Origin of the sequence: Cohaesibacter sp. CAU 1516 (genome assembly GCF_005771485.1) — a bacterium.
Lineage (GTDB): Bacteria > Pseudomonadota > Alphaproteobacteria > Rhizobiales > Cohaesibacteraceae > Cohaesibacter > Cohaesibacter intestini.
This window is the reverse complement of the sequence record NZ_VANT01000003.1, coordinates 369,660-390,836: the sequence shown is the minus strand read 5'-3', so window position 1 is coordinate 390,836 and position 21,177 is coordinate 369,660. Positions and strand designations below refer to the sequence as shown.

Genomic DNA, 21,177 nt, shown 5'->3' with positions numbered 1-21,177 from the left:
CTCTACTCCCCGGCTTGTGGCGTTGGCTGGCTTTGCGGCCAGATGCCCACCTTGTCGAATTCCTCATTGAGGACAGTTTCCACCAGCCCCGGCGTGCTGGGCCGCTCGCCTGCCCGCAATTCGTCATAGCAAGGCACCGACGGGTTGTTATAGAGGATGCCGACCGGCAGCTCCTCCTGCATCGCGGCCAGAGCCAAGGCCCGCTCCATGTTGATTGGGTCGTGGGTTTCCTGATTCTTGTAGATCCGGGAAATTTCCGGTTTCAACCGCAACCCGTCTGCATGGGTCAGGATGCGGGTCTTGAGCGGATCCCGCACCGCCTCATCAAAATGATGATCCATGAAGTTCGGGCAGCGTTGCAGGATGCGGATGAAGGAAAAGCCCTTGTGATGATAGGCTTTTTGCAGGATGTCATAAAGCAGATCCGGGATCCAGTCGACCGCCTGCGCCACAAAGGACACGTTGGCCACCCCCAACGTCACCGTCAGCGGATTGAGCGGATTAAGCGCCGCGCCATAAGGGGTCGTGTTGCTTTTCAGTCCCTTTGGTGAGGTCGGTGACGCCTGCTTTTTCGTCAGCCCATAGACATTATTGTCATGCAGCAGCACCGTCATATTCATATTGTACCGGATCGCATGCAGCCAGTGCGCCGCCCCGATGGAACAGCAGTCGCCATCCCCGGTCGTCACAAACACATTGAGGTCAGGTCGGCGGATCTTGATCCCTTCGGCAATCGGCAGGGCCCGGCCATGAATGCCATGGAAGCCATAGGCATTCATATAGTGCGGCAAGCGCGAGGCGCAGCCGATCCCGGAAACACAGACGGTCTTTTCCGGAGCCAGTTGTTCGTCCCGGCAGAGTTTCTGCATCGCGGTCAGAATGGCCGTGTCCCCACAGCCCGAGCACCAACGCGGCGCGATGGCACTTTGATAGTCGCCGATCCCATAGTCCGTCTGGACCATATTCATCAGGCATTGGCTCATTGTAGCAGTCATAATCTCACCTCATGCCTGTTCGAGTTTGGCCAAGGCTGCGGCCTTGATCTGGGCAGGTTTGAGCGGTTGGCCATGGGACTTGCCCCAGCAATCGACATCCACCAGCCAGCGCGACCGCAGCAGCAGCGCCAGTTGCGAATAGCGGCGATTGTCCGCATTGATCAGCGGATCGGAGAGCGGATCATTCCAGTTATTCTCGATCGTCATCACCTTTTTGAAGCGACCCATCACCTCGTCAATGCCTGACGCCATCGGCTGGAGATACTTCAGATGCAGGGAGGAAACCTTGTGGCCCTCTTGCCTGAGGGCGGTCACAGCTTCTTCGATGGCCCCGCGGGTGCTGCCCCAGCCGATCAGCAACAAATCCCCTTCCTCGTCGCCAAAGACCGGTGCCAGACGCAGGGTCTTTTGCAGGGCGGCGAGTTTGCGGGTCCGGTTGATCAGCCCTTCCTCGTTGGTTTTCGGGTCATAGGCCACCCGGCTGTTGCGATCATGGGCCAAGCCTGTCAGGCAGTGCATGCCGTTTGGCTGGCCGGGAATGAAGCGGGTGGCAATGCCCGTTCGCTCGTCCCAGTCATAGGGCTTGGCATCCGGCGGCACCGCGCTTTGGTTGACCGGCGGGGCCAGCCAATCGGCGCTGAAGACCGGGCGGTCAAAAGGCTGTTGCGCCGTCGACAGGGCGGCATCAGACAGGATCATCACCACCATATTGAAGGTCTCGGCAATCTTGCGCGCGGTGATCACCGAATAGAAGCAATCCTCAATGCTATCGACCGCCATCACCACCTTGGGCGCATCCCCATGGCTACCGAAAATGGCGGCCATCAAATCGCTTTGTTCGACCTTGGTCGGCAAACCGGTGCTGGGGCCACCACGCTGCACATCGATCAGCACCAGCGGGATTTCCGCCATCACCGCAAGGCCAATGGCTTCCTGTTTGAGTGACAGGCCGGGACCGGACGTGATGGTTACGGCACATTTGCCCGCATAAGAAGCGCCAATGGCAAAGGTTGCCGCCGAGATTTCATCCTCGGCCTGATGCACCACGCAACCCACTTTTTCGAAAATGCTCGAGAGATAATGCGAGGCCGAGGTGGCTGGCGTGATGGGATACATGGCACAGACTTCCATGCCCGAGGCCACAACCCCCAAAGCCAAGGCCGCATTGCCGTTGGTTACCACCTGCGGCTTTTCAACCGGCGGGGCAGGGATGCGGTAGTGCATGTCAAGATTGTCATTGGCCCATACTCGACCCGCTGCCATCAGTTCAAGGTTGGCGTCGATGATCTTGCGATCCTTTTTGATGAAGGTCAGCTTCACCTGTGACGCTGCCAGCTCTTCATCAAGGGAATAGATCGAGCAGAGCATGCCCAGCACGAACATATTCTTGCCCTTGCGCGGGTCCGGCACATATTTCTGGCATTCCGCTTCCATCGGCACTTCGATCAAGCGATAACCACCGGCGCGGATTTCGGCGCACACGTCCGCATAGGCATCGGCAATCGGCTGATGGGCATCCCGCTTCCACATGTCCTCAAGCAGAATGGTCGCACCCTGCTTGATCTCTCCGGCCCGAAGGCGGCTAAGCAAAACCTGTTCGTTGAAGGCGATGACCAGATCGGCCTGATCGCCAACATTGGTCACCTTGTGGGCGGCCATTCGCACCCGGTTACCACTGGCACCGGCGACAGAGCGGGGTGGTGGCTGGATCTCGGCAGGGATGATTTCCACCGTCCAGATGCCCATGCCCGAACGGGCCGCGATGGATGCGAGCGACTGGCCGCATCTCTGCGCGCCTTCACCAGAATCACTGACAATTTCGATGATATGTTCATGGATCACTTCAGCGGGTCGCATGGCGGTCTTGGCACCAGTGGCAGACCCGGCGGCGGGAAGTGGGGTGTCTTGTGCGATAGGCTGAGAGCTATCAGATGTCATTGTGGGGGCTCCGCTCTTCAGATCTGACGAATTCGGACGAAATTCTGCTCGTCCGTATCAATGCCAAACAGGCTATGGGCAAATCCGTGTTCTTCGGGCGTGTAGACCACGTCGCTGTCACGGATACGCAAATAGTGCTTGATGCTGCTGGCAGCCTTGCGGCCCGCCCCCATCGCCTGAATGACGGTGGCAGCACCGGTAACAATGTCGCCGCCTGCATAAACCCCGGCCAGTGAGGTGGCGAGGCTCTCGTCGGTGTCGATATAGCCCCATTTGTTGAGGCCGATTGTCGAGGTTTGACCAAGGATCGGGTTCGGCGAGGTGCCGATGGCATAGACCACCGTGTCTGCTTCAAAGTCGAACTCACTGCCTTCAATGGCCACCGGACGGCGTCGACCGGATTTGTCCGGCTCGCCCAACTCCATGCGAATGCAGCGGATGCCGCGCACATTGTTGTTGGCATCGCCAAGGATCTCGACCGGGTTGGTCAGCCAGTGAAAATCAATGCCTTCTTCCTGCGCATGATGCAGCTCTTCAGCCCGCGCCGGGCATTCCACTTCCGAGCGGCGATAGATGCAGTGAACCTCTTCCGCGCCGAGGCGTTTGGAGACCCGCATTGCGTCCATCGCAGTGTTGCCAGAGCCGATCACCGCCACCTTGCGGCCCAGACCGAGCGGGGTGTCAAAGGCCGGGAACTCGCCCGCATGCATCAAATTGCAGCGGGTCAGCAATTCGTTGGCCGACAGGACACCGTTGAGATTTTCTCCCGGAATATCCATGAAATAAGGTGTCCCGGCTCCAACGCCGATAAAGACCGCGTCATAGCCCATGTCACCGAGCATGTCCTCGATGGTGAACAGCCGTCCAACCAATGTGTTGCAGATAATTTCGACACCAAGGGCATCTAGATTGGCGATTTCCGCATCCACCACATCATTGGGCAGCCGAAATTCCGGAATGCCATAGCGCAACACGCCGCCCGGCTTGTGCAGGGCCTCATAGATGGTCACCTTGCAGCCCGCCTTGGCCAGATCAGCCGCGCAGGCCATGCCTGCCGGACCTGAGCCAACAATCGCCACCTTGAAGGGAGCGGGCTCGATATGGGTCGACTTTTTCCAGCCTTCCTTGATGGCCATATCGCCAAGGAAGCGTTCCAGACGGCCAATGGCGACCGGTTCCAGCCCGGTGCCAGCACCAACCGCGCACACGCCCTCGCATTGATCTTCCTGCGGGCAGACCCGACCGCAGACCGCTGGCAACATGGTGGCGTTGGTCATGTGATCATAGGCGCCGCGATAATCCTTGGTAAGGATCTTTTCGATGAAGCCGGGAATGTCGATCTTGACCGGACAGCCTTCCACGCAGGCCGGTTCCGGACACATCAAACAGCGCTCGCTTTCCAGTTTGGCTGCTTCAATGTCAAAGCCCAGCGCCACTTCGTCAAAATTGGTGGCACGAATGTCCGGGTCCTGCACCGGCATGAGAGCCCGCTCTTGCGGGATGGTTCTGATTGTCTTGCGGACCATATCACTTGCCCCCCTCTTGGGCTGCGGCTGCGTCAGCCGCGATCAGGCGACGGCAACTGTCCGAATAGCGTTCCATGGCTTGCTTCTCTTCGGCGCGATAGCGATGGAGCCGCGAGAAGAGATCGTCAAAATCCACCTGATGGCCATCAAAGTCCGGCCCGTCGACGCAGGCAAACTTGATTTGCGCATTGACCCGCACCCGGCAACCGCCGCACATACCCGTGCCATCCACCATGATGGGATTGAGGCTGACCATGGTCTTGATCTTGTGGGGCCGGGTTGTCTCGGCGCAGGCCCGCATCATGATCGGTGGGCCGATCGCCACCACCTCGTCGATGGTGCCATGTTTGGCAATCGCCTGTTCGATGCCATCGGTGACCAGCCCGTGCAAGCCCGCCGAACCATCATCGGTGCAGACGATGAACTCGTCGCAGACCGCCTTGAATTTCTCTTCCCAGAACATCAGATTGGCCGAGCGAAACCCCACAACGCCAATCACATAGGCTCCGGCTTCCTTGAAAGCGCGCGCCTGCGGATAGATCGGCGCAACGCCCAACCCCCCACCAACGCAAATGACCGTTTTGGCGTTGGATATCTCGCTGGGGATGCCCATCGGGCCAACGATGGCATAGATCGCGCCACCTGCCTGACAATCGGCCTGCATCTGACGGCTTGATTTTCCCACTGCCTGCACCACCAATGTGATCGTGCCCTTGTCACGGTCAAAATCGGCGATGGTCAGCGGAATGCGCTCGCCATGCTCATCCAGCATCACAATGACAAACTGGCCGGGCTTTGCGGCCCGGGCCATGGTCGGATGCAGAATGTCTAGAAGAAAGGTTGTCTCGGAAAAATCGGTCCGCGAGACAATCGGAAAGCGGGACGTGACCATGCTGGCCACGCCCTGCGACTGGTTGGCGGCCGTCAGACCGCCCTCCTGTTCGCGATCGGACATTATTTCACTCCCACTGTTGCACCCCTGCGCCCGGTCCTCCAGCAAATCGCCTCCGGCAAATCATCTGTGGGCACAGCAACAACTGATCTGACGCTACGCCTGACAGGTCTTGATGCATTGACCCGTGTCAATGAAATCGCCAACTTGGGGCTTCAGATCACCGAGAATTTAAATCGATACAATATGCGACGGGATGTCGCGAAATTTGGGAAGCTTTTGGCGGGATATGCCTGCCTGACGACAGGATGACGACAGCTTAGCGTGGCCATTGGCTCAAGTTCGGGGTCGGCGCTTGTGGATAGCGATGTTTTATAAGACGATAGTATAATGAAGCTTTGTCTGACGTCTCTTTAGCCTGCTTTTTCCGGCAAGCGATATATCTGATCCATCAATTCAAGGCCTGCCTGCCCATGTGTGATCAGCAATAGGGTGCGGGCATCCTGCGCAATGATTGTTTTGAGAATGCTCTGTTCCATCTCAGCATCAAGCCCTTCGCCCGGTTCATCAAGCAACAGGATGGGGGCAGGGGACAAAAGCGCCCGGGCAATGGCGAGCCGCCGGACCTGTCCGCCCGACAGGCTGTCTCCCGCTTCACCCAAGGCCGTATCCAGCCCCTTGGGCAGGTTTTCAACAAAGGCCCTGAGTTGCACCTGCTCCAATACGGAGAGAAGGTTTGCTTCGCTAGCCTTCGGGTTGGCAATCAGCAAATTACCCCGGACGCTGGCATTGAAGATGTGCGGCTTTTGCGGCGCGACGGCGAAATGGGCGCGCAAGGCTTCTTCGTTCAGGCAATCATGGGGTGTGCCATCAACGAGGATCATGCCCTCAGTCAGCGGCCAGAAACCGGACAAGGCCTGAATGACACTGGATTTTCCCGAGCCAGACGGACCAACCAGCGCAACCCGTTCACCCTTGTTGATGGTCAGGCTGAGGCCGCTGAATGCCGGGGCCTCCCGGTTCGGATAGGTCAAGCCCGCTTTCAGGAACTCCAGCGCCGGATGGTCATAATCCGGCTTTTGATGGGACGCTGCAGGGCGTCCCGAAGAGGTCGACACCCGCTTGCGACGCACCGTGACAAGCCCGAAGATGCGCGCCGCTGCCGTCTGGCTTTCAAGCAAGGATTGCACCGCCAGTGGCAGGGGCTGAATGACTTCGAAACTGGCGAGCGCAAACAGACAGAGCATCGGCAGGATCGGCCCAGCGAGAAGACCGCTTTGGACGTGGGGAATGATGGTCACCAGAACCACCAGAAGCGCCAGATTGGCCGCAAAATTGATGCTGCTTTGTGAAACCGCCTGAAGATTGGCCAGTGCCCTTTGGTGGCTCGCGATGCGCTGCGACTGACGCAAGATGCTGGTATGATAGGCATCAGCCCGGCCATAGACCAGCATTTCGCGCAAGGCCTGCTGTCCCTCGACCAGATCTGCCCGCATGTCGGCGGCCTCTCCAATCTGGGCGCGCGCCGCATCCTTGCCTGCCCAATGCAGGAACAGAGGGAGGACCAGCCCGACCAGCAGATAAAGCAGCCCGGCGATAAAGCCAAGCCAGCCGGAATAGTGGGATAGAAACACAAGGAACAAAGGCAGGGCAATCAGCGCCACGGACACAGGCACCAAGACACGGAGATAGAAATTTTCCAGCACCGAAATGTCAGAGCCGATGCGCGAAAAAATGTCGCCACTCTTGCTCGCCACAAGGCCCGCCGGGGCCAATGGTTCGAGGCGATCATAAAACCAGCGCCGCAAATGGGCCACCAGTCTCAATGTCGCTTCATGGGTCACCAGCCGCTCCGCATAGCGCCCGACGGTGCGGGTGATGGCCATCGCCCGGATGATCGCCGCCGGGGTGAAATAATTCATGCTGACCCCGGCAAGCCCCGCCAGTGCCATCGAGGCGATGAACCAGCCCGAGGTTGCCATCAAGGTGACATTGGCCAACAGCGTGACGAGCGAGAGAAAGATGCCAAGCAGGATCCAGCCAAGCCATGGCCGCATCAAGGAGAGCAACAAGCGAATATCAGCCATCATGCCCCTCCTGACCGCCCGCCGCAACAAAGCTTGCGGTTACCTGCCGCAGATAGGCCCCTTTGGCTGCCATCAGCTGATCATGCGTGCCGCTTTCAACAATTGTCCCGCCTTCCAGCACCAGTATCAAATCCGCCTCTTTGATGGTGCTCAGGCGATGGGCAATCGTGATTGCGGTTCGGTTTTGCAGCAAATGCTGGAGAGCCGCTGTGATTTTTCCCTCTGTCGCCCGGTCCAGATGGGCCGAGGGTTCGTCAAGCAGCAGCAAGGGCGCATCGCGCAGCAAGGCCCGAGCAATGGCGATGCGTTGAATTTGTCCCCCGGACAGCCCACCGCCTTTTTCCTGCAAGACGGAGTCATAGCCGTCTGGCAAAGACATTATGAAGTCATGGATCTCGGCCTGCCTTGCGGCCCCGATGATCGCTTCCATCGGCGCGTCCGGGCAGCCATAACGCAGCGCTTCGGCAATCGTGCCGGAAAAGAGCGTCGGGGCTTGCGGTAAATAGCCAAGCTGCAGCCGCCACAGATCCACTGGCAGGTGAGACAGATCCACCCCATTGACCAGAATGCGGCCACCGGTTGGCTGGATCAGGCCCAGCAGCAAATCCAGAATGGTGCTTTTCCCCGCCCCGGACGGTCCCACCAGAGCCAGCTTTTGCCCCGCAGACAGGGAGAAGGACACATCCTGCAAAGCCACCGTGCCATCATCATAGGCAAACTGCACATGCTCGAAACTCAGCGACAGACCCGCTTGCGGCACTGACAGGGAGGTTTCTTTCGTCTTTGGCGCCTCATCCTCTTCCATCAGATCGACAAAGCGTTCTGCTGCGCCAACCGCCTCCATCCTTGCATGATAATGACTGCCCATTTGTCGCAGCGGCAAATAGAAATCCGGGGCCAGCAGCAACACATAAAAGCCGTCATAAAAGCTCATCTCCCCATAGAGCAGCCGAAAGCCGATAAAGACCGCGATGATGGCAATGGAAATGGTGGCGAAAAATTCCAACACCAAGGACGACAAAAAGGCGACGCGCAGCACACTCATGGTGGTGCGACGATAATCATCCGCCATCCGTGACACGCTCTCGGCCTCGCGCCGGGAAGCGTTGAACCATTTGAGCGTCGTCAGACCCTGGATCATGTCGAGAAAATGGGCCGACAGAACCGCCAGCTTGTGCCATTGCTTCTGGTTGAGCTTTTCCGTGCCCTTGCCGATCAGGATCATGAAGAAGGGGATCAAAGGCGCGGTGATCACCATCACCAAGGCCGACAGCCAGTCACGCACCAAAGTCACCGCCAAAATGGCAAGTGGCAGCAGGACCATCATCACCATCGCAGGCAAATAGCGGGCAAAATAGCCTTCCAAAGCTTCGATGCCCTCGGTCAGCATGGTGACCTGATCGCCAGTGGCGCTATCGCCTTCGCGACTGCGGATCGGCCCTTTGGCAATCAGCCGCTTGAGCAACCGGCCACGCACATCATGTTTGAGGTCAATCGCTGCATGCAGCGCCAGCTTTTCCGCGCCATAAGACAAAAACGCGCGGGCAAGAAACAGCAGCGGCAGCAGGCAGAGCGGGAGCATGACATCTGCGAGGCCCGCATGCTTGGTCAGCACATCGGAAATGATGCTGGCAATCATCCCCATCTGCCCGATCAACAACAAGCCGCTCATCAAGCTCAAGCCGATCGACCAACGGATCGGCTGCTCGATCCGTTTGGCTTCGCGCTTGAGATAGCGGGAGAGATTGGCTTTGGACATCAAGGGCGGCTCTCATTCTCAAAGAGTAAGGCCAGTGGGCAAGAGGTGTCCACCGGCCAGTTTCGGGGGAAGATCAGGCCTCGTCGGCCCCTTCCTTGTCATCGAAGCTGTGTTGGGCTTCGTACCACATGACGTTTATGATGCCGATCGAAAGGGCCGCCGTCAGCCCCAGAATCCAGGCGAAATACCACATAGTCTATCTCCTTTTTCGTGAGGCTCAGTAAGCAGAATGAGAGCGGGCATCGATTTCTTCCAGTGTGACCCGACCCCACATGCGCACGTAGCACCAGATGGTGTAGGCGAGCACGATCGGCACGAAGATCACAGCCGCCCAGAACATCACTGTCAGGGTAAGGTGGCTGGATGGCGCGTCCCAGATGGTCAGCGATGAGACCGGATCGCTGATCGATGGCATGATGAACGGGAACATTGACAAACCGGCGGTCGAAATGATCCCCGTCATGCCAAGGGCACTGAAGACAAAGGCAAAGCCACCCCGGCCAATCCGGCTCATCAAAGCCATCAGCAGTGGTGCAAAAATGCCGAGTGCCGGAGCCAGCATGGCAATCGGATAATCCTGATAGATATTGAACAGGGCACCCGCTTGCATGGCTACTTCCTTGGCCAGTGGGTTGGGAAGGGCATCAAGGGGAGGCTGGCTGACAATGACGAAATAGTCGAAATTGCCAATCCAGATCCACAGCCCGGCGAGAGTGAACAGCGCGCTGGTGGCGACCCCGAAAACCATGCCCATGGTCCGGGCACGTGCGGCGACCACATGATCCGCTCGCATTTGCAGCCATGTTGAGCCGTGACCGGTCAGCATGGCGACCGAAACAAGTCCCGCCAGAATGGCAAAGGGATTGAGCAACGGCAGCAAGGCCCAGATGAAGGTTGCATCATAGGTGACCCGCAGGAACTCATCGAGATGGAAGGTCACGCCCTGAAGCAGATTGCCAAAGGCCACCCCAAAAATCAGGGATGGAATAAAGCCGCCTGCAAACAGCCCCCAGTCCCAGGCATTGCGCCATTTGGGATTGTCGATCTTCGAGCGATAGTCAAATCCGACAGGCCGGAAGAAGAGCGCAAACAGCACCAACAGCATGGCCATGTAAAAGCCGGAGAAGGCCGCAGCATAAACCGCAGGCCAGGCGGCAAAAATCGCCCCACCCGCCGTGATAAACCAGACCTGGTTGCCATCCCAGTGCGGCCCGACCGTGTTGATGATGATGCGGCGCTCAGCATCATTCTTGCCAAGGAAGGGCAACAGATTGCCCACGCCCATATCCATGCCATCGGTGATGGCAAAGCCGATGAGCAACACACCCACGAGCGCCCACCAGGCCAGTTTCAGAACTTCATAATCAAGTAGCATTGTCAGAATCCTTCTCAATACCCGTCATTCGGCAGGGGCCAGAGGGGAGCGGTCAAATTGCTCATGGTGATAGCGGCCCGTATGCAGAGCGCTCGGCCCCAGACGGGCAAATTTCACCATCAGCCACATTTCGATGACCAGCAGGAAGGTGTAGAAGGTGAGGAAGCCGACAAGCGAGAAGATCAAATCGCTGATCGTCAGGCTGGAGGCCGCAAGGAAGGTTGGCAGCACCTCACCAATTGCCCATGGTTGGCGACCATATTCGGCCACGAACCAGCCCAGCTCACAGGCGAGCCATGGCACGGGAATGGAAATGACGAGCATGCGTAACAGCCAGCGTTTTTCCTCGATCACGCGTTTGGCGTTGTAATAGAAGGACAGGCTGAACAGGAACAGCATGAAGAAGCCAAAGCCGACCATGATCCGGAAGCTCCAGAAAAGATAGGGCACCGAAGGAATGGAATCGTCAACGGCTGCCTTGATCATCGCCTCACTCGCTTCCATCGGATTGTCGATATAGCGTTTGAGCAACAAGCCATAGCCCAGATCGGCCTTATGCTGGTTGAAGGCGGTCTTGGTCTCTTCTGATTTGTCACCTGCCCGCAGCTTGGTCAGATAGTCATAGGCAATCATGCCCGAGCGAATCCGCACTTCATGCTGGTCTTTCAACTCGGAAATGCCGGTGACCTCTTTATCGAACGAGCGCGTGGCAATCAGCCCCATGGCCCACGGGATTTGAAACGCATAATCAACCCGCATTTCCTTGTCATTCGGGATGCCGATGACATTGAAGGCGGCTGGTGCCTCTTCCGTATGATATTCCGCTTCGATGGTCGCCAGTTTTACCTTTTGCACATCGCCCAGCTCGTAACCGGACTCGTCGCCCAACACAATGACCGACAGCGACGCAGCAAGACCGAAGCCCGCAGCAACCGAGAAGGACCGTTTGGCAAAGGCCAGATCGCGGCCCTTGAGGATGTACCAGGCGGAAATGCCGATGACGAACATCGAGGCTGTGACATAGCCCGCGGCAACCGTATGCACGAATTTCACCTGCGCAACTGGATTGAGCACCACTTCCGCGAAGTTGGTCATTTCCATCCGCATGGTCTCAGCCGAAAATTCTGAGCCGACGGGATTTTGCATCCAGCCATTGGCCACCAGAATCCACAGTGCCGACAGGTTGGAACCAAGCGCGGTAAAGAAGGTCACCGCCAGATGCTGGCGCTTGGACAGCTTTTCCCAGCCAAGGAAGAACAGGCCAACAAAGGTCGATTCAAGAAAGAAGGCCATCAGGCCTTCAATTGCCAGCGGCGCGCCAAAGACGTCGCCGACATAGTGGGAATAGTAGGACCAGTTGGTGCCGAACTGAAATTCCATCGTCAGGCCGGTGGTCACGCCCAGAGCAAAGTTGATACCGAACAACTTGCCCCAGAATTTGGTCATATCGCGATAGATCTCTTTGCCGGTCATCACATAGACCGACTCCATGATCACGAGGATCCATGTCAGGCCCAAAGTGAGGGGCACAAACAGAAAGTGATAAAGCGCCGTGGCGGCAAATTGCCAGCGCGAGAGATTGACGAACAGGTCGTCATAAATGGGTTCCATGACAGCTCTCTTGGTGATGCTGTATCAGCAGGACAGGGTCGCCCCGGCAAATGACAATTGGCAATGGCTGGCGGGGCGGTGACGCGTGAAAAGAATGGACGTGTCCTAGAGGAGTGGCGGTGCGCGGCTTGTCCCCACCCTTGGGGATTGTTTCCACCATGGCGTATCAAAGCCGGACAGGGGACGATCATACAGGATTGGTGGCGAGAAATTGAGTGCAACCGGCTGCGGCATATCGAGCACCAGCCCGTCAGCGACCCCTGAAACGCAAATGGCGCACAGCGTTTCGATCCCCCGCGAGATCGGGTCGCCAGACTCATCAAGGGTCAGGATATTCCCCTCTGCCGTGCAGATGGTCCAGATCGCCGCCTGATGCGCAACCGGTCCGCCGAGCGCGTGCGAGACGGTCGCCAGATGCAGACCGGCAAACACCACCTGCAACCACATCGCCAACAATGCCCAGCCAACGGCGGCCCTGCCGGGCTTCCGGCGCGGCGGCATCTTCAGGAAAGGGGCGGGAGCGAGGCGCATGCGGTGCAACGGTTCCATTTGAAATACAAAAAAACACGTAGATTTAAACAAGCATAAAAAACTCCTCTTTAACAAGATCAAAAGTCCCAACTGAGACAACCGGTCGCAACAGACGCCTTGAATACACACTGAGCGATGCGCTGACGGCGCAGCTGACCCGTGTCAGACGCACGGCTCACATCCGGTCAAACACGGATAACGCTGCGTGCCGTGGAACGGCTTTCGAAGAGTCAATTGGAGAAGAAAAGATAAATAAGAACAGTTTGTTAGTTATTGTTCTTAGGAAGAAATCGACTGCAAAATCGCATATCAGGGAGGCGGTTTTCGCGCGGTCGCATCCTCCATCAGCGGCGAGCTGGCGGACTGAGTTGATACAGGTCAACTTCCAACTACGACAAATGTTCTAAGGTTTCTACGACCAAAGCATAGGGAGGGTCGACGCAGTGCGATTGAATTGCCGAGACAGTATGCCATGGCCACCATAACAAAAGACAGCCAATTTTAATTTCTCATCCGTTAGCCGATACAAACCAGCTGAGCCATATCTCAGCCACCAAAACCAGATCACGACCAGATCATGACCGGATTTGTATCGACCTAGCAGGCGTCTTATTCTTTAACGACAGACCCTCTAAGGGGAGATTGCTCCCGCTGCGGCTGTCGTCGGGTGGAGCAAATGGACCAGAAAGTTTCCAAAAAACCGGTATTCCCGGGCATTTCGACAGTGATTCACGGCAATGGTGCCATCGCGCAGGTGATGGGCCAGGTATGCGGCGGGGTGATTGGCTATCCGATCACGCCATCGACCGAAATTGCTGAGTTATACGAAGCCTTCCGCGCAGGCGGTGGGGTCAATATTTGGGGTAGACACCCCTTCTTCTTTGAGCCGGAAGGCGAGCATTCCGCCCAATCGGGCGCGCTGGGTGCAGCCCTCACCGGGGGGCAGTATATTTCCAACGCCTCCTCCTCACAGGGTGTGCTTTATGGACTCGAATCCCATTATGTAACCGTCGGCAAGAAAGTCGGCGGTTTTGTCATGCAGGTGGCAGCCCGCTCCGTCTCCCGCCATTCGCTCAATGTGATGGCCGGTCATGATGACGTCTATGCCTTGCTGCCATCGGGCTATACCATTCTGTTTGGCTCCAACCCGCAGGAAGCCGCCGATCTGGCCGCCATTTCCTACAAGGTCAGCGCCATGTCGATGGTGCCGGTGACCAATGCCATGGATGGCTTTGTCACATCGCACATGATGAGCGAAGTGATGATGCCGGAGGATGAGTTGCTCCGCGCCTTCATCGGTGATCCCAATGATCGCATCCCTTGCCCAACGGTGGCCCAAGAGATGCTGTTCGGTGCCAAGGGCCGTGTCTTCCAATTGAAGCGCTATCTGGGCCGCCACAGCGCCGACATGGAAACCGACATCTACACCAAGTTGATCGCTTTCCTCGATGCCCATGCGCAAGACATCGAAAAGGATCGCGACGCCAAGTTGATTGATGAAACCCTGGCCCTCGTGCCGGCCGAACTGCACGACCAATGGCGTCGTCAATGGCTCAATGCCTTTGAGAAAGGCACCCGCCAGCGGGTTCCTGCACAGGTCGATATTCACAATCCGGGCCTGACCGGTGGCGTGCAGAACCAGCCCGACTATCAGGCCGGTGCCGTCGATCACCGCACCCACTTTGTCCGCGACGTGCCGGGCTTTGTCCGCGATGCGATGGCTGAATATTCCGCTCTGACCGGGCGTGATTATGCGCCGCTCAAATGCTTTGAATGCGATGATGCCGAGATGGTACTGATCGGCCTTGGTTCTGTCACCGACGACGCCGAAGCGGTCGCAGCCTATCTGCGGCGGCAGGGCAAGAAGGTCGGCGTCATTTCCGTCAAACTGCTTCAGCCGTTCCCGGAAGCTGATCTGGTCGAGGCCTTGCAGGGCAAGAAGGCGGTCACGATCCTGGAGCGCTCGGATGTCACTGCACTGACCACCTTCGTCAAGGAAGCTTTGATGAAGGCGGTCGAAAACCGCGACGGCGAACGCTATGCCGGCATTCCGGCACTTGAGCATATGCCCAAAGTCACCACTGCCATTTTCGGCCTTGGGGCCCATGATCTCCAGCCACGCCATCTGATTGCGGCCTATGAGAATATGGAAAATGCCCAGAAGCCTTTTGTCTATCTGGGTAGCCAATTCTTTGTTGCCGATCCAAGCCCGGCTGTCGGCGCGCTGCAAGCCAAACTCAAAGACGCCTATCCGGAAACGGAAATGATGGCGCTTGAAACCAAGCCCAACCCGAATCTGCTGCCAGACGGTGCCTTGCGCATCCGCTTCCATTCAGTCGGTGGCTACGGCACCATCGCCACGGGCAAGCTGTTGACCGACATTCTGGCCAATGCCTTGGGGCTCTATTCCAAATCCGCGCCGAAATATGGCTCAGAAAAGAGTGGCGCACCGACCAACTATTACATCACATTGAGCCCGGAACCGGTGAAGATCACCAACGCCGATCTTGAAGATGTCGAAGTGGTGATTTCTCCCGATCACAAGGTCTTCTCCCATTCCAACCCGCTGCGCGGTCTGGTTGAGGGCGGTACCTTTATCCTTCAGTCAAGTCTCAGCCGCGCCGAGGTCTGGCGTGATCTGCCAAAGGCCTTCCGCGACACGATCATCAAGCGCAAGATCAATTTCTTAGTGCTCGACGGTTTTGCCATCGCCAAGAAACACGCCCCATCACCCGAGCTTGAAACCCGCATGATGGGCATCGCCTTCATCGGCGCGGTCTGTGGTCATGTGGAGCGCGTCACCCAAGGGGCGGATGAAGCAGCCGTTCTCGATATGGTGCGCAACCAGATTGCCAAGAAATTCGGCTCCAAGGGCCAGGCCGTGGTCGAGGGCAACATGGCGGTGATCCGCGATGGTCTCGAAGCCACCCGCCAGATGGATTATGAAGCCAACGATCTGGCGGAAATCGCCAAAATGCCTGATCAGGCTCCAGCCTTTGCAGCGAGCATTTCCGCCTCGGCCTGCCGCATCGCCAATGATGCCTCGCCGGTCGGCATGTTCGACCACGACTATTACGAAGAAACCATGGCCTCGGCATTCCGGGACGGGACCATCGGGGAAGCGCCGGTTCTGCCGGGGGTAGGCATGTTCATGCCATCTGGGACGGCAGCGGCCAAGGACAAGGGCCTGTTCCGTCGCTCGGTGCCGGTCTTTGACCCGGACCTCTGCACCGGCTGCATCGACTGCACCATGGTCTGCCCGGATGCCGCCCTGCCAGCCAGCGTGCTCGACATTGATGATCTCTTGATGACCGCGTCAAAAGAGGTTGATATGCCTGCCGCCCAGCGCGAAGTGGTCCGCGAATATGTCCGCACCATTGGGGCGGCTGTCCGAGGCCGTCTGCAAGCTTCGACGGATGGCAAGCCCTTTGCGCAACTTGTCGCCGATGCGGTGGAAGAGCTCTATGTCGAAAGCGCCGTGGTCAAGAGCAATCTTGCCCGCATCGCTGAAGCTGTCGCCATTCTGCCAGTCGCCAAGACCCGGCCTTTCTTTGACACACCGGAAAAAGACCATACCGGGTCGGGTGGGCTTTATGCCTTGGCGGTTGATCCTTGGAAATGCTCCGGCTGTCTGGAATGTATCGACATTTGCGGCCCCGGTGCCCTGTCGGTCGAAGATCAGGACGCGGCGTTGCTTGAAAAACTGCAAGGGGAGTTTGCCTTCTACAGCAAAACCCCAAGCACGCCGCAACGCTTCATCGAGCCTGCCTTTGAGCCAGAGGGCGATCTCAAGCGGATGATGCTGGACCGTGACACCTATTACGCCACCACCGGCGGCCATGGGGCTTGTCGTGGTTGCGGCGAGGTGACCGCGATCCGTCAGGTGGTTTCGGCCACCCATGCGCTGAATGAGCGTCGCCAGCGGACCCATATCCGTGAGCTGGAAGGCTTGCTCAATCAGCTTCAGGCCAAACGTCAGACCGTCACCGACGATGCGGCCCGTCTGGCTCGCATTGATGGCGCGCTGGACGTGTTGGAAAAACGCCTCTTCCTGCTCGAAGGCGGCCCAACCGGCAATGGTCCGGCCCCGATGGTGGTGGCCAACGCCACCGGCTGTAGCTCGGTCTATGCCTCGACCTTCCCGTTCAACCCCTATAATGACCCATGGGTGAACAGCCTGTTCCAGGACAGCCCGGCCTTGTCCAAGGGGATTTTTGAGGGGCTGTCGGCAAGTGCCGCGGTCGACTTCAAGGCCATCCGCATTGCCAAGCTCGAATTGGCTGATGCCTATGATCCGGCAACGGATGATATGGCTTTGCGCAATTTCGAGTGGCAGCAATTCACCAAGGCCGAACGTGCCCTGATGCCAACCGTGATGAATATTTCCGGCGATGGTGCAGCCTATGACATTGGCTTCGGTGCCCTGTCTCGGCTCTTGTCCAGCAACACGCCGGTCAAGGTGATGGTGCTGAACTCGGGGGTTTATTCGAACACCGGTGGTCAGGCCTCCACCGCGTCGCTCTCCGGGCAGGATAGTGACTTGGCCCGCTTTGGTCCGGCCGTGGCAGGCAAGCAGGAAGACCGCAAGGAACTTGGTCTGATCGCCGCCTTCCATCCGCAGGTCTTTGTGGTGCAAAGCGCCACAGCGATGCAGGGGCATTTCCTCAAAAGCTTGCGGGCCTATCTGGAAGAAACCACCTCGCCAGCCCTGCTCGATGTCTATACCCCTTGTCAGGGGGAACATGGCATCGCCGATGACGCTGCCTATCGCCGCACCAAGCTGGCGGTCGAATCCCGCGTCAGCCCGCTCTTTGTCCATGACCCACGGGCGGGTGACACGCTGGCCGAGCGCTTTTCGCTCGATGGCAACCCGGCGCTGGATCAGGACTGGGCAACTCGCAGCCTCGAATATCTCGAGGATGGTGCATTGAAACTGATGGATGTGCCAGTCACGCCCGCCGACTTCGCTTTGGATGAAACCCGCTTCAAGAAGCAGTTCCGCCCGTTGAAAGACGGCGTCGAGGCAGCGCCGGTCCATGACTATATCGACCTGCCAATAGCTGAGCGGGGACGGATGGTTGCCTATGTGCTGACCACCGACAAGAACCGCAATCTGGTCAAGATGGAGGTTGGTGCCACCATCGTCCATCTGGTTGAGGAACGCCGCCGCTATTGGCGCACCCTCAAGCATCTGGCCGGTCTCCATGTGGTCGCCCTCGACAAGGCCCACAAGGCCGAACTCGCGAGCCTTGAAGCCAAATACAAAGAGGCCCTTGACGCCCGTGAGACCAGCATGGACAGCATCGCCACCGGCATGAGTGAGCTGGCGGCATCGTCTGGTGCTCCGGCCGCCGCCTTCGGCTTGGGCGATGCTCTGGCGCCAAGCGCTGCGGCACCAGCTGCCAACGGAGCGGCCACTGCTGCAGCCCCGGCAGCAAACGGCTCCAGCGTGCCGCATATCCACGATGAGGATATGAGCCTGTGCACCGACTGCAAGACCTGTTACGAGGAAGTGCCTGAGCTGTTCGAACTGACCAAGATCATCGTCGATGGTCAGGCCAAATCGGTGGCCCACACCATCCCCGGTGCGTTGGAAGCGGTCGAGATGACCCCGCAATTGCGCGCCCGGCTTGATCGGGTGTCAGCCACCTGTGATGCGGAGATCGTCAAATGAGTGTCGATACAGCCATCGATCAGGACGCGCTGTTTGCCCAGCAACTCGACGTTCTGAAAAAGCATCTCGCAGCGGACCCCAGGTCCCTGCGCTCCCTGTTCGTCAATGACGGCATGAAGGCCGTGGCATGGGAGTTCCAGCAAGGCGAGCTGGCAGAGGGTTTCACCAAAACCCTCTGGGCCCTGTTGCTGCGCGATGATGACATGAGCACGGTGCTCCAGAGATTTCTCTGGGGCCTGCCGCTCAAATTCAAGCGCACCTTCATCCGGGCGATCGATGCCCACTTGTCTGACCGCTACCCGATGTTCAAGGGTCTGTCGGAAGGCTGGCCTGCGGAGAATTTCATCCCGCCCTATGTCCGCCCGCCGGAAGACAGAAGCCGTGACTTTGAGCTGGTCAACCAAGGCTATCTTGGTTATCAGGCGCTCGGCTATAGCCTGCGTGAGGTGGATCTGTTTGTCTGGCTCGAAGTGCTGCGCGACAAGCAATGCGAGGATCGCCCGTGTGAGCTTGGCGTCATCATGGAACGCCACAAGAAGAGCGAAAAGATCGGCGGTTGCCCGGTCAAGATTCATATTCCCGAAATGATCGATCTGCTCGGCAAGGGCAAGATCCGTCAGGCACTGGAATTGATCGAGAGCTGCAACCCGCTGCCCAATGTCACGGGCCGCGTCTGCCCGCAGGAGCATCAATGTCAGGGCGTTTGCAAACATACCAAACGGCCGATCGAAATCGGCCAGCTGGAATGGTACCTGCCCGAGCATGAAAAACTGGCCGAGCCGGACCGCATGGCCCGCTTTACTGGCATTGTCAGCCCGTGGGAGAAGGCCGAAAAGCCCCCCATCGCTGTGGTTGGCTCCGGTCCGTCCGGTCTGATCAATGCCTATCTGCTGGCGGTCGAAGGCTTCCCCGTTACGGTATTTGAAGCCTTCCACGAGTTGGGCGGCGTGCTGCGTTATGGCATTCCAGAATTCCGGCTGCCCAACAGCCTGATCGACGATGTGGTCGCCAAAATCGACGCATTGGGCGGACGCTTCGTCAAAAACTTCGTTGTTGGCAAAACTGCCACCCTCGAAGATCTGAAAGCCGCGGGCTTCTGGAAAATCTTCGTTGGCTCCGGCGCAGGCCTGCCGACCTTCATGAATGTGCCCGGCGAGCATTTGCTTGGCATCATGTCGGCCAACGAATTCCTCACCCGCGTCAATCTGATGCGCGGTCGTGATCCCAGCTATGAAACCCCGCTGCCAGAGGTCAAGGACAAGAATATCCTCGTCATCGGTGGCGGCAACACGGCGATGGATGCGGCCCGGACGGCCAAACGTCTGGGGGGTAAGGTGACCATTGTCTATCGCCGCACCCAATCGGAAATGCCTTGCCGTGTCGAGGAACTGCATCACGCGCTGGAGGAAGGCATCGAGCTGGCCGAATTGCGCGGACCCAAGGAGTTTGTCGGCGATCACCACACCCATTTTGTCACCCACGCCGTGGTCGACGTCAATGAGTTGGGCGAACCGGACGCGTCTGGTCGCAGACGGCCACAGCCAACCGGCGAGCAGATCGACATGCCCGCCGATCTGGTCATCATGGCGCTTGGCAACAAGTCCAACCCGATCATTCCGGCTTCCGAGCCGAATATGAAGCTCAGCAAATGGGGCACCATCGAGGTTGAGGAGAACAGTCAGGAAACCTCGATCAAGGATGTTTATACCGGGGGCGATGCTGCCCGTGGTGGCTCGACGGCCATTCTGGCTGCCGGTGATGGTCAAGCGGCAGCACGCGAAATTGTCGGCTCCATCAATCTTGATGCCAGTGAGATTCGCACCCGCGTCAAAACGGCCGATCACTTCACTGGCCTGGGACAGGCAGAGCATACCGTCACCAAGCATATCGACCTTGCCAATGGCATTGTAGAGATGACGGTGCAAGCGCCTGTCGTGGCCCAATCGGCCCGCGCCGGACAATTTGTCCGCATTCTGGCAACCGAGGATGGCGAGCTGATCCCGCTGACCTTGGCGGATTGGGATGTTGAGCAGGGCACCATCGATCTGGTCATTCAGGGGATGGGCACCTCAACCAAATTGATGAACAAGATGGCTGAAGGCGATGCCTTTGCCGGCATTGCCGGGCCATTGGGGGCACCAAGCGCCGTCCATGGCTATGATGCCGACAAGGAAACCGTGGTCTTCACTGCTGGCGGTGTTGGCTTGCCTGCGATCTATCCAATCGCCAAGGCCCATCTGGCCAAGGGCAATCATGTCACCATGATCATTGGTTTCCGCTCTGCCGATCATCTTTTCTGGACCGGCGATGACGAACGGATGGGCCTACTGCAAGCCAAATATGGCGATCAACTCGATGTCATCTATTGCTCCAACGATGGCACCTTCGGTATCGAAGGCTTTGTCACCACACCGCTTGAGGCCATGCTGAAGGATGGCAAGACGTCCAAGGGCCGTGCTATTGCCGAAGTGATCTCGGTCGGCCCGCCGATGATGATGCGTGCGGTCAGTGATTTGACCCAGCCTTACGGGGTGCCAACCGTGGTCAGCCTCAACTCGATCATGGTCGATGCCACCGGCATGTGCGGGGCTTGCATGGTGCCTGTTCTGACGGAAGAGGGCAAACCACTCAGATTGCATGCCTGCATCGATGGGCCGGAATTTGATGCCCACACTGTCGAATGGGACAAGTTCATGCCGCGCTTCCATCAATTCAAAACGCAGGAAGCCACCAGCATGAAAGATCATGGCCTCGGCTGATCGGCAGCAAAAACTGCAAAGAGCAAGACA

12 protein-coding genes are annotated in these 21,177 nt (G+C 58.0%); 2 read left to right on the top strand and 10 right to left on the bottom strand.

Features of this window, described 5'->3' with window-relative positions; all coding sequences use genetic code 11:
- Positions 1–2: 2 nt before the first annotated feature.
- From FDK21_RS11375 to FDK21_RS11330, 10 genes are all read right to left on the bottom strand, one after another.
- Complete coding sequence (locus FDK21_RS11375; protein WP_114007831.1) at positions 3–995, bottom strand: thiamine pyrophosphate-dependent enzyme; 993 nt, start codon at positions 993–995, stop codon at positions 3–5.
- A 9-nt stretch (positions 996–1,004) separates the two neighbouring features.
- Positions 1,005–2,933 carry a 2-oxoacid:acceptor oxidoreductase subunit alpha gene (locus FDK21_RS11370; RefSeq protein WP_210238750.1) on the bottom strand — a complete coding sequence of 643 codons (1,929 nt, stop codon included), beginning with the start codon at positions 2,931–2,933 and terminating at the stop codon, positions 1,005–1,007.
- A 17-nt stretch (positions 2,934–2,950) separates the two neighbouring features.
- Positions 2,951–4,459, bottom strand: coding sequence for an NADPH-dependent glutamate synthase (gltA, locus tag FDK21_RS11365; protein WP_138148583.1), 1,509 nt, complete (start codon positions 4,457–4,459; stop codon positions 2,951–2,953).
- Position 4,460: 1 nt separating this feature from the next.
- Positions 4,461–5,414 carry a sulfide/dihydroorotate dehydrogenase-like FAD/NAD-binding protein gene (locus FDK21_RS11360; RefSeq protein ID WP_210238749.1) on the bottom strand — a complete coding sequence of 318 codons (954 nt, stop codon included), beginning with the start codon at positions 5,412–5,414 and terminating at the stop codon, positions 4,461–4,463.
- A gap of 350 nt (positions 5,415–5,764) precedes the next feature.
- Complete coding sequence (cydC, locus tag FDK21_RS11355; protein ID WP_171022041.1) at positions 5,765–7,438, bottom strand: thiol reductant ABC exporter subunit CydC; 1,674 nt, start codon at positions 7,436–7,438, stop codon at positions 5,765–5,767.
- Positions 7,431–9,197: a thiol reductant ABC exporter subunit CydD gene (gene cydD / locus FDK21_RS11350; RefSeq protein WP_138148581.1), complete on the bottom strand. Its 1,767-nt coding sequence runs from the start codon at positions 9,195–9,197 to the stop codon at positions 7,431–7,433. The genes cydC and cydD overlap by 8 nt, the downstream gene beginning before the upstream one ends.
- Before the next feature lie 73 nt (positions 9,198–9,270).
- A complete protein-coding gene (gene cydX / locus FDK21_RS11345) occupies positions 9,271–9,390 on the bottom strand; it encodes a cytochrome bd-I oxidase subunit CydX (protein ID WP_114007826.1) in 120 nt (39 codons plus the stop codon).
- 24 nt (positions 9,391–9,414) lie between these two features.
- On the bottom strand, positions 9,415–10,572 hold the full coding sequence (gene cydB / locus FDK21_RS11340; protein WP_138148580.1) for a cytochrome d ubiquinol oxidase subunit II: 1,158 nt from the start codon (positions 10,570–10,572) through the stop codon (positions 9,415–9,417).
- 24 nt (positions 10,573–10,596) lie between these two features.
- The gene (locus FDK21_RS11335) at positions 10,597–12,183 is read right to left on the bottom strand and encodes a cytochrome ubiquinol oxidase subunit I (RefSeq protein WP_210238748.1); all 1,587 of its coding nucleotides are present in this window, start codon (positions 12,181–12,183) and stop codon (positions 10,597–10,599) included.
- Positions 12,184–12,288: 105 nt separating this feature from the next.
- A complete protein-coding gene (locus FDK21_RS11330) occupies positions 12,289–12,714 on the bottom strand; it encodes a hypothetical protein (RefSeq protein WP_138148579.1) in 426 nt (141 codons plus the stop codon).
- Positions 12,715–13,390: 676 nt separating this feature from the next.
- Here FDK21_RS11330 and FDK21_RS11325 point away from each other — a divergent pair.
- Together FDK21_RS11325 and FDK21_RS11320 are read left to right on the top strand one after the other, a co-directional pair.
- Positions 13,391–18,388, top strand: a complete 4,998-nt coding sequence (locus FDK21_RS11325) for a 2-oxoacid:acceptor oxidoreductase family protein (protein ID WP_138148578.1) — start codon at positions 13,391–13,393, stop codon at positions 18,386–18,388.
- Complete coding sequence (locus tag FDK21_RS11320; protein ID WP_138148577.1) at positions 18,385–21,147, top strand: sulfide/dihydroorotate dehydrogenase-like FAD/NAD-binding protein; 2,763 nt, start codon at positions 18,385–18,387, stop codon at positions 21,145–21,147. Before FDK21_RS11325 ends, FDK21_RS11320 begins: the two co-directional genes overlap by 4 nt.
- Positions 21,148–21,177: the final 30 nt, after the last annotated feature.

Excerpts from the sequence above, each read along its gene's own strand:
- FDK21_RS11375 (WP_114007831.1), bottom strand. The coding sequence starts at position 995 with ATGACTGCTACAATGAGCCAATGCCTGATGAATATGGTCCAGACGGAC.
- FDK21_RS11370 (WP_210238750.1), bottom strand. The coding sequence starts at position 2,933 with ATGACATCTGATAGCTCTCAGCCTATCGCACAAGACACCCCACTTCCC.
- gltA (WP_138148583.1), bottom strand. The coding sequence starts at position 4,459 with ATGGTCCGCAAGACAATCAGAACCATCCCGCAAGAGCGGGCTCTCATG.
- FDK21_RS11360 (WP_210238749.1), bottom strand. The coding sequence starts at position 5,414 with ATGTCCGATCGCGAACAGGAGGGCGGTCTGACGGCCGCCAACCAGTCG.
- cydC (WP_171022041.1), bottom strand. The coding sequence starts at position 7,438 with ATGGCTGATATTCGCTTGTTGCTCTCCTTGATGCGGCCATGGCTTGGC.
- cydD (WP_138148581.1), bottom strand. The coding sequence starts at position 9,197 with ATGTCCAAAGCCAATCTCTCCCGCTATCTCAAGCGCGAAGCCAAACGG.
- cydX (WP_114007826.1), bottom strand. The coding sequence starts at position 9,390 with ATGTGGTATTTCGCCTGGATTCTGGGGCTGACGGCGGCCCTTTCGATC.
- cydB (WP_138148580.1), bottom strand. The coding sequence starts at position 10,572 with ATGCTACTTGATTATGAAGTTCTGAAACTGGCCTGGTGGGCGCTCGTG.
- FDK21_RS11335 (WP_210238748.1), bottom strand. The coding sequence starts at position 12,183 with ATGGAACCCATTTATGACGACCTGTTCGTCAATCTCTCGCGCTGGCAA.
- FDK21_RS11330 (WP_138148579.1), bottom strand. The coding sequence starts at position 12,714 with ATGCGCCTCGCTCCCGCCCCTTTCCTGAAGATGCCGCCGCGCCGGAAG.
- FDK21_RS11325 (WP_138148578.1), top strand. The coding sequence starts at position 13,391 with ATGGACCAGAAAGTTTCCAAAAAACCGGTATTCCCGGGCATTTCGACA.
- FDK21_RS11320 (WP_138148577.1), top strand. The coding sequence starts at position 18,385 with ATGAGTGTCGATACAGCCATCGATCAGGACGCGCTGTTTGCCCAGCAA.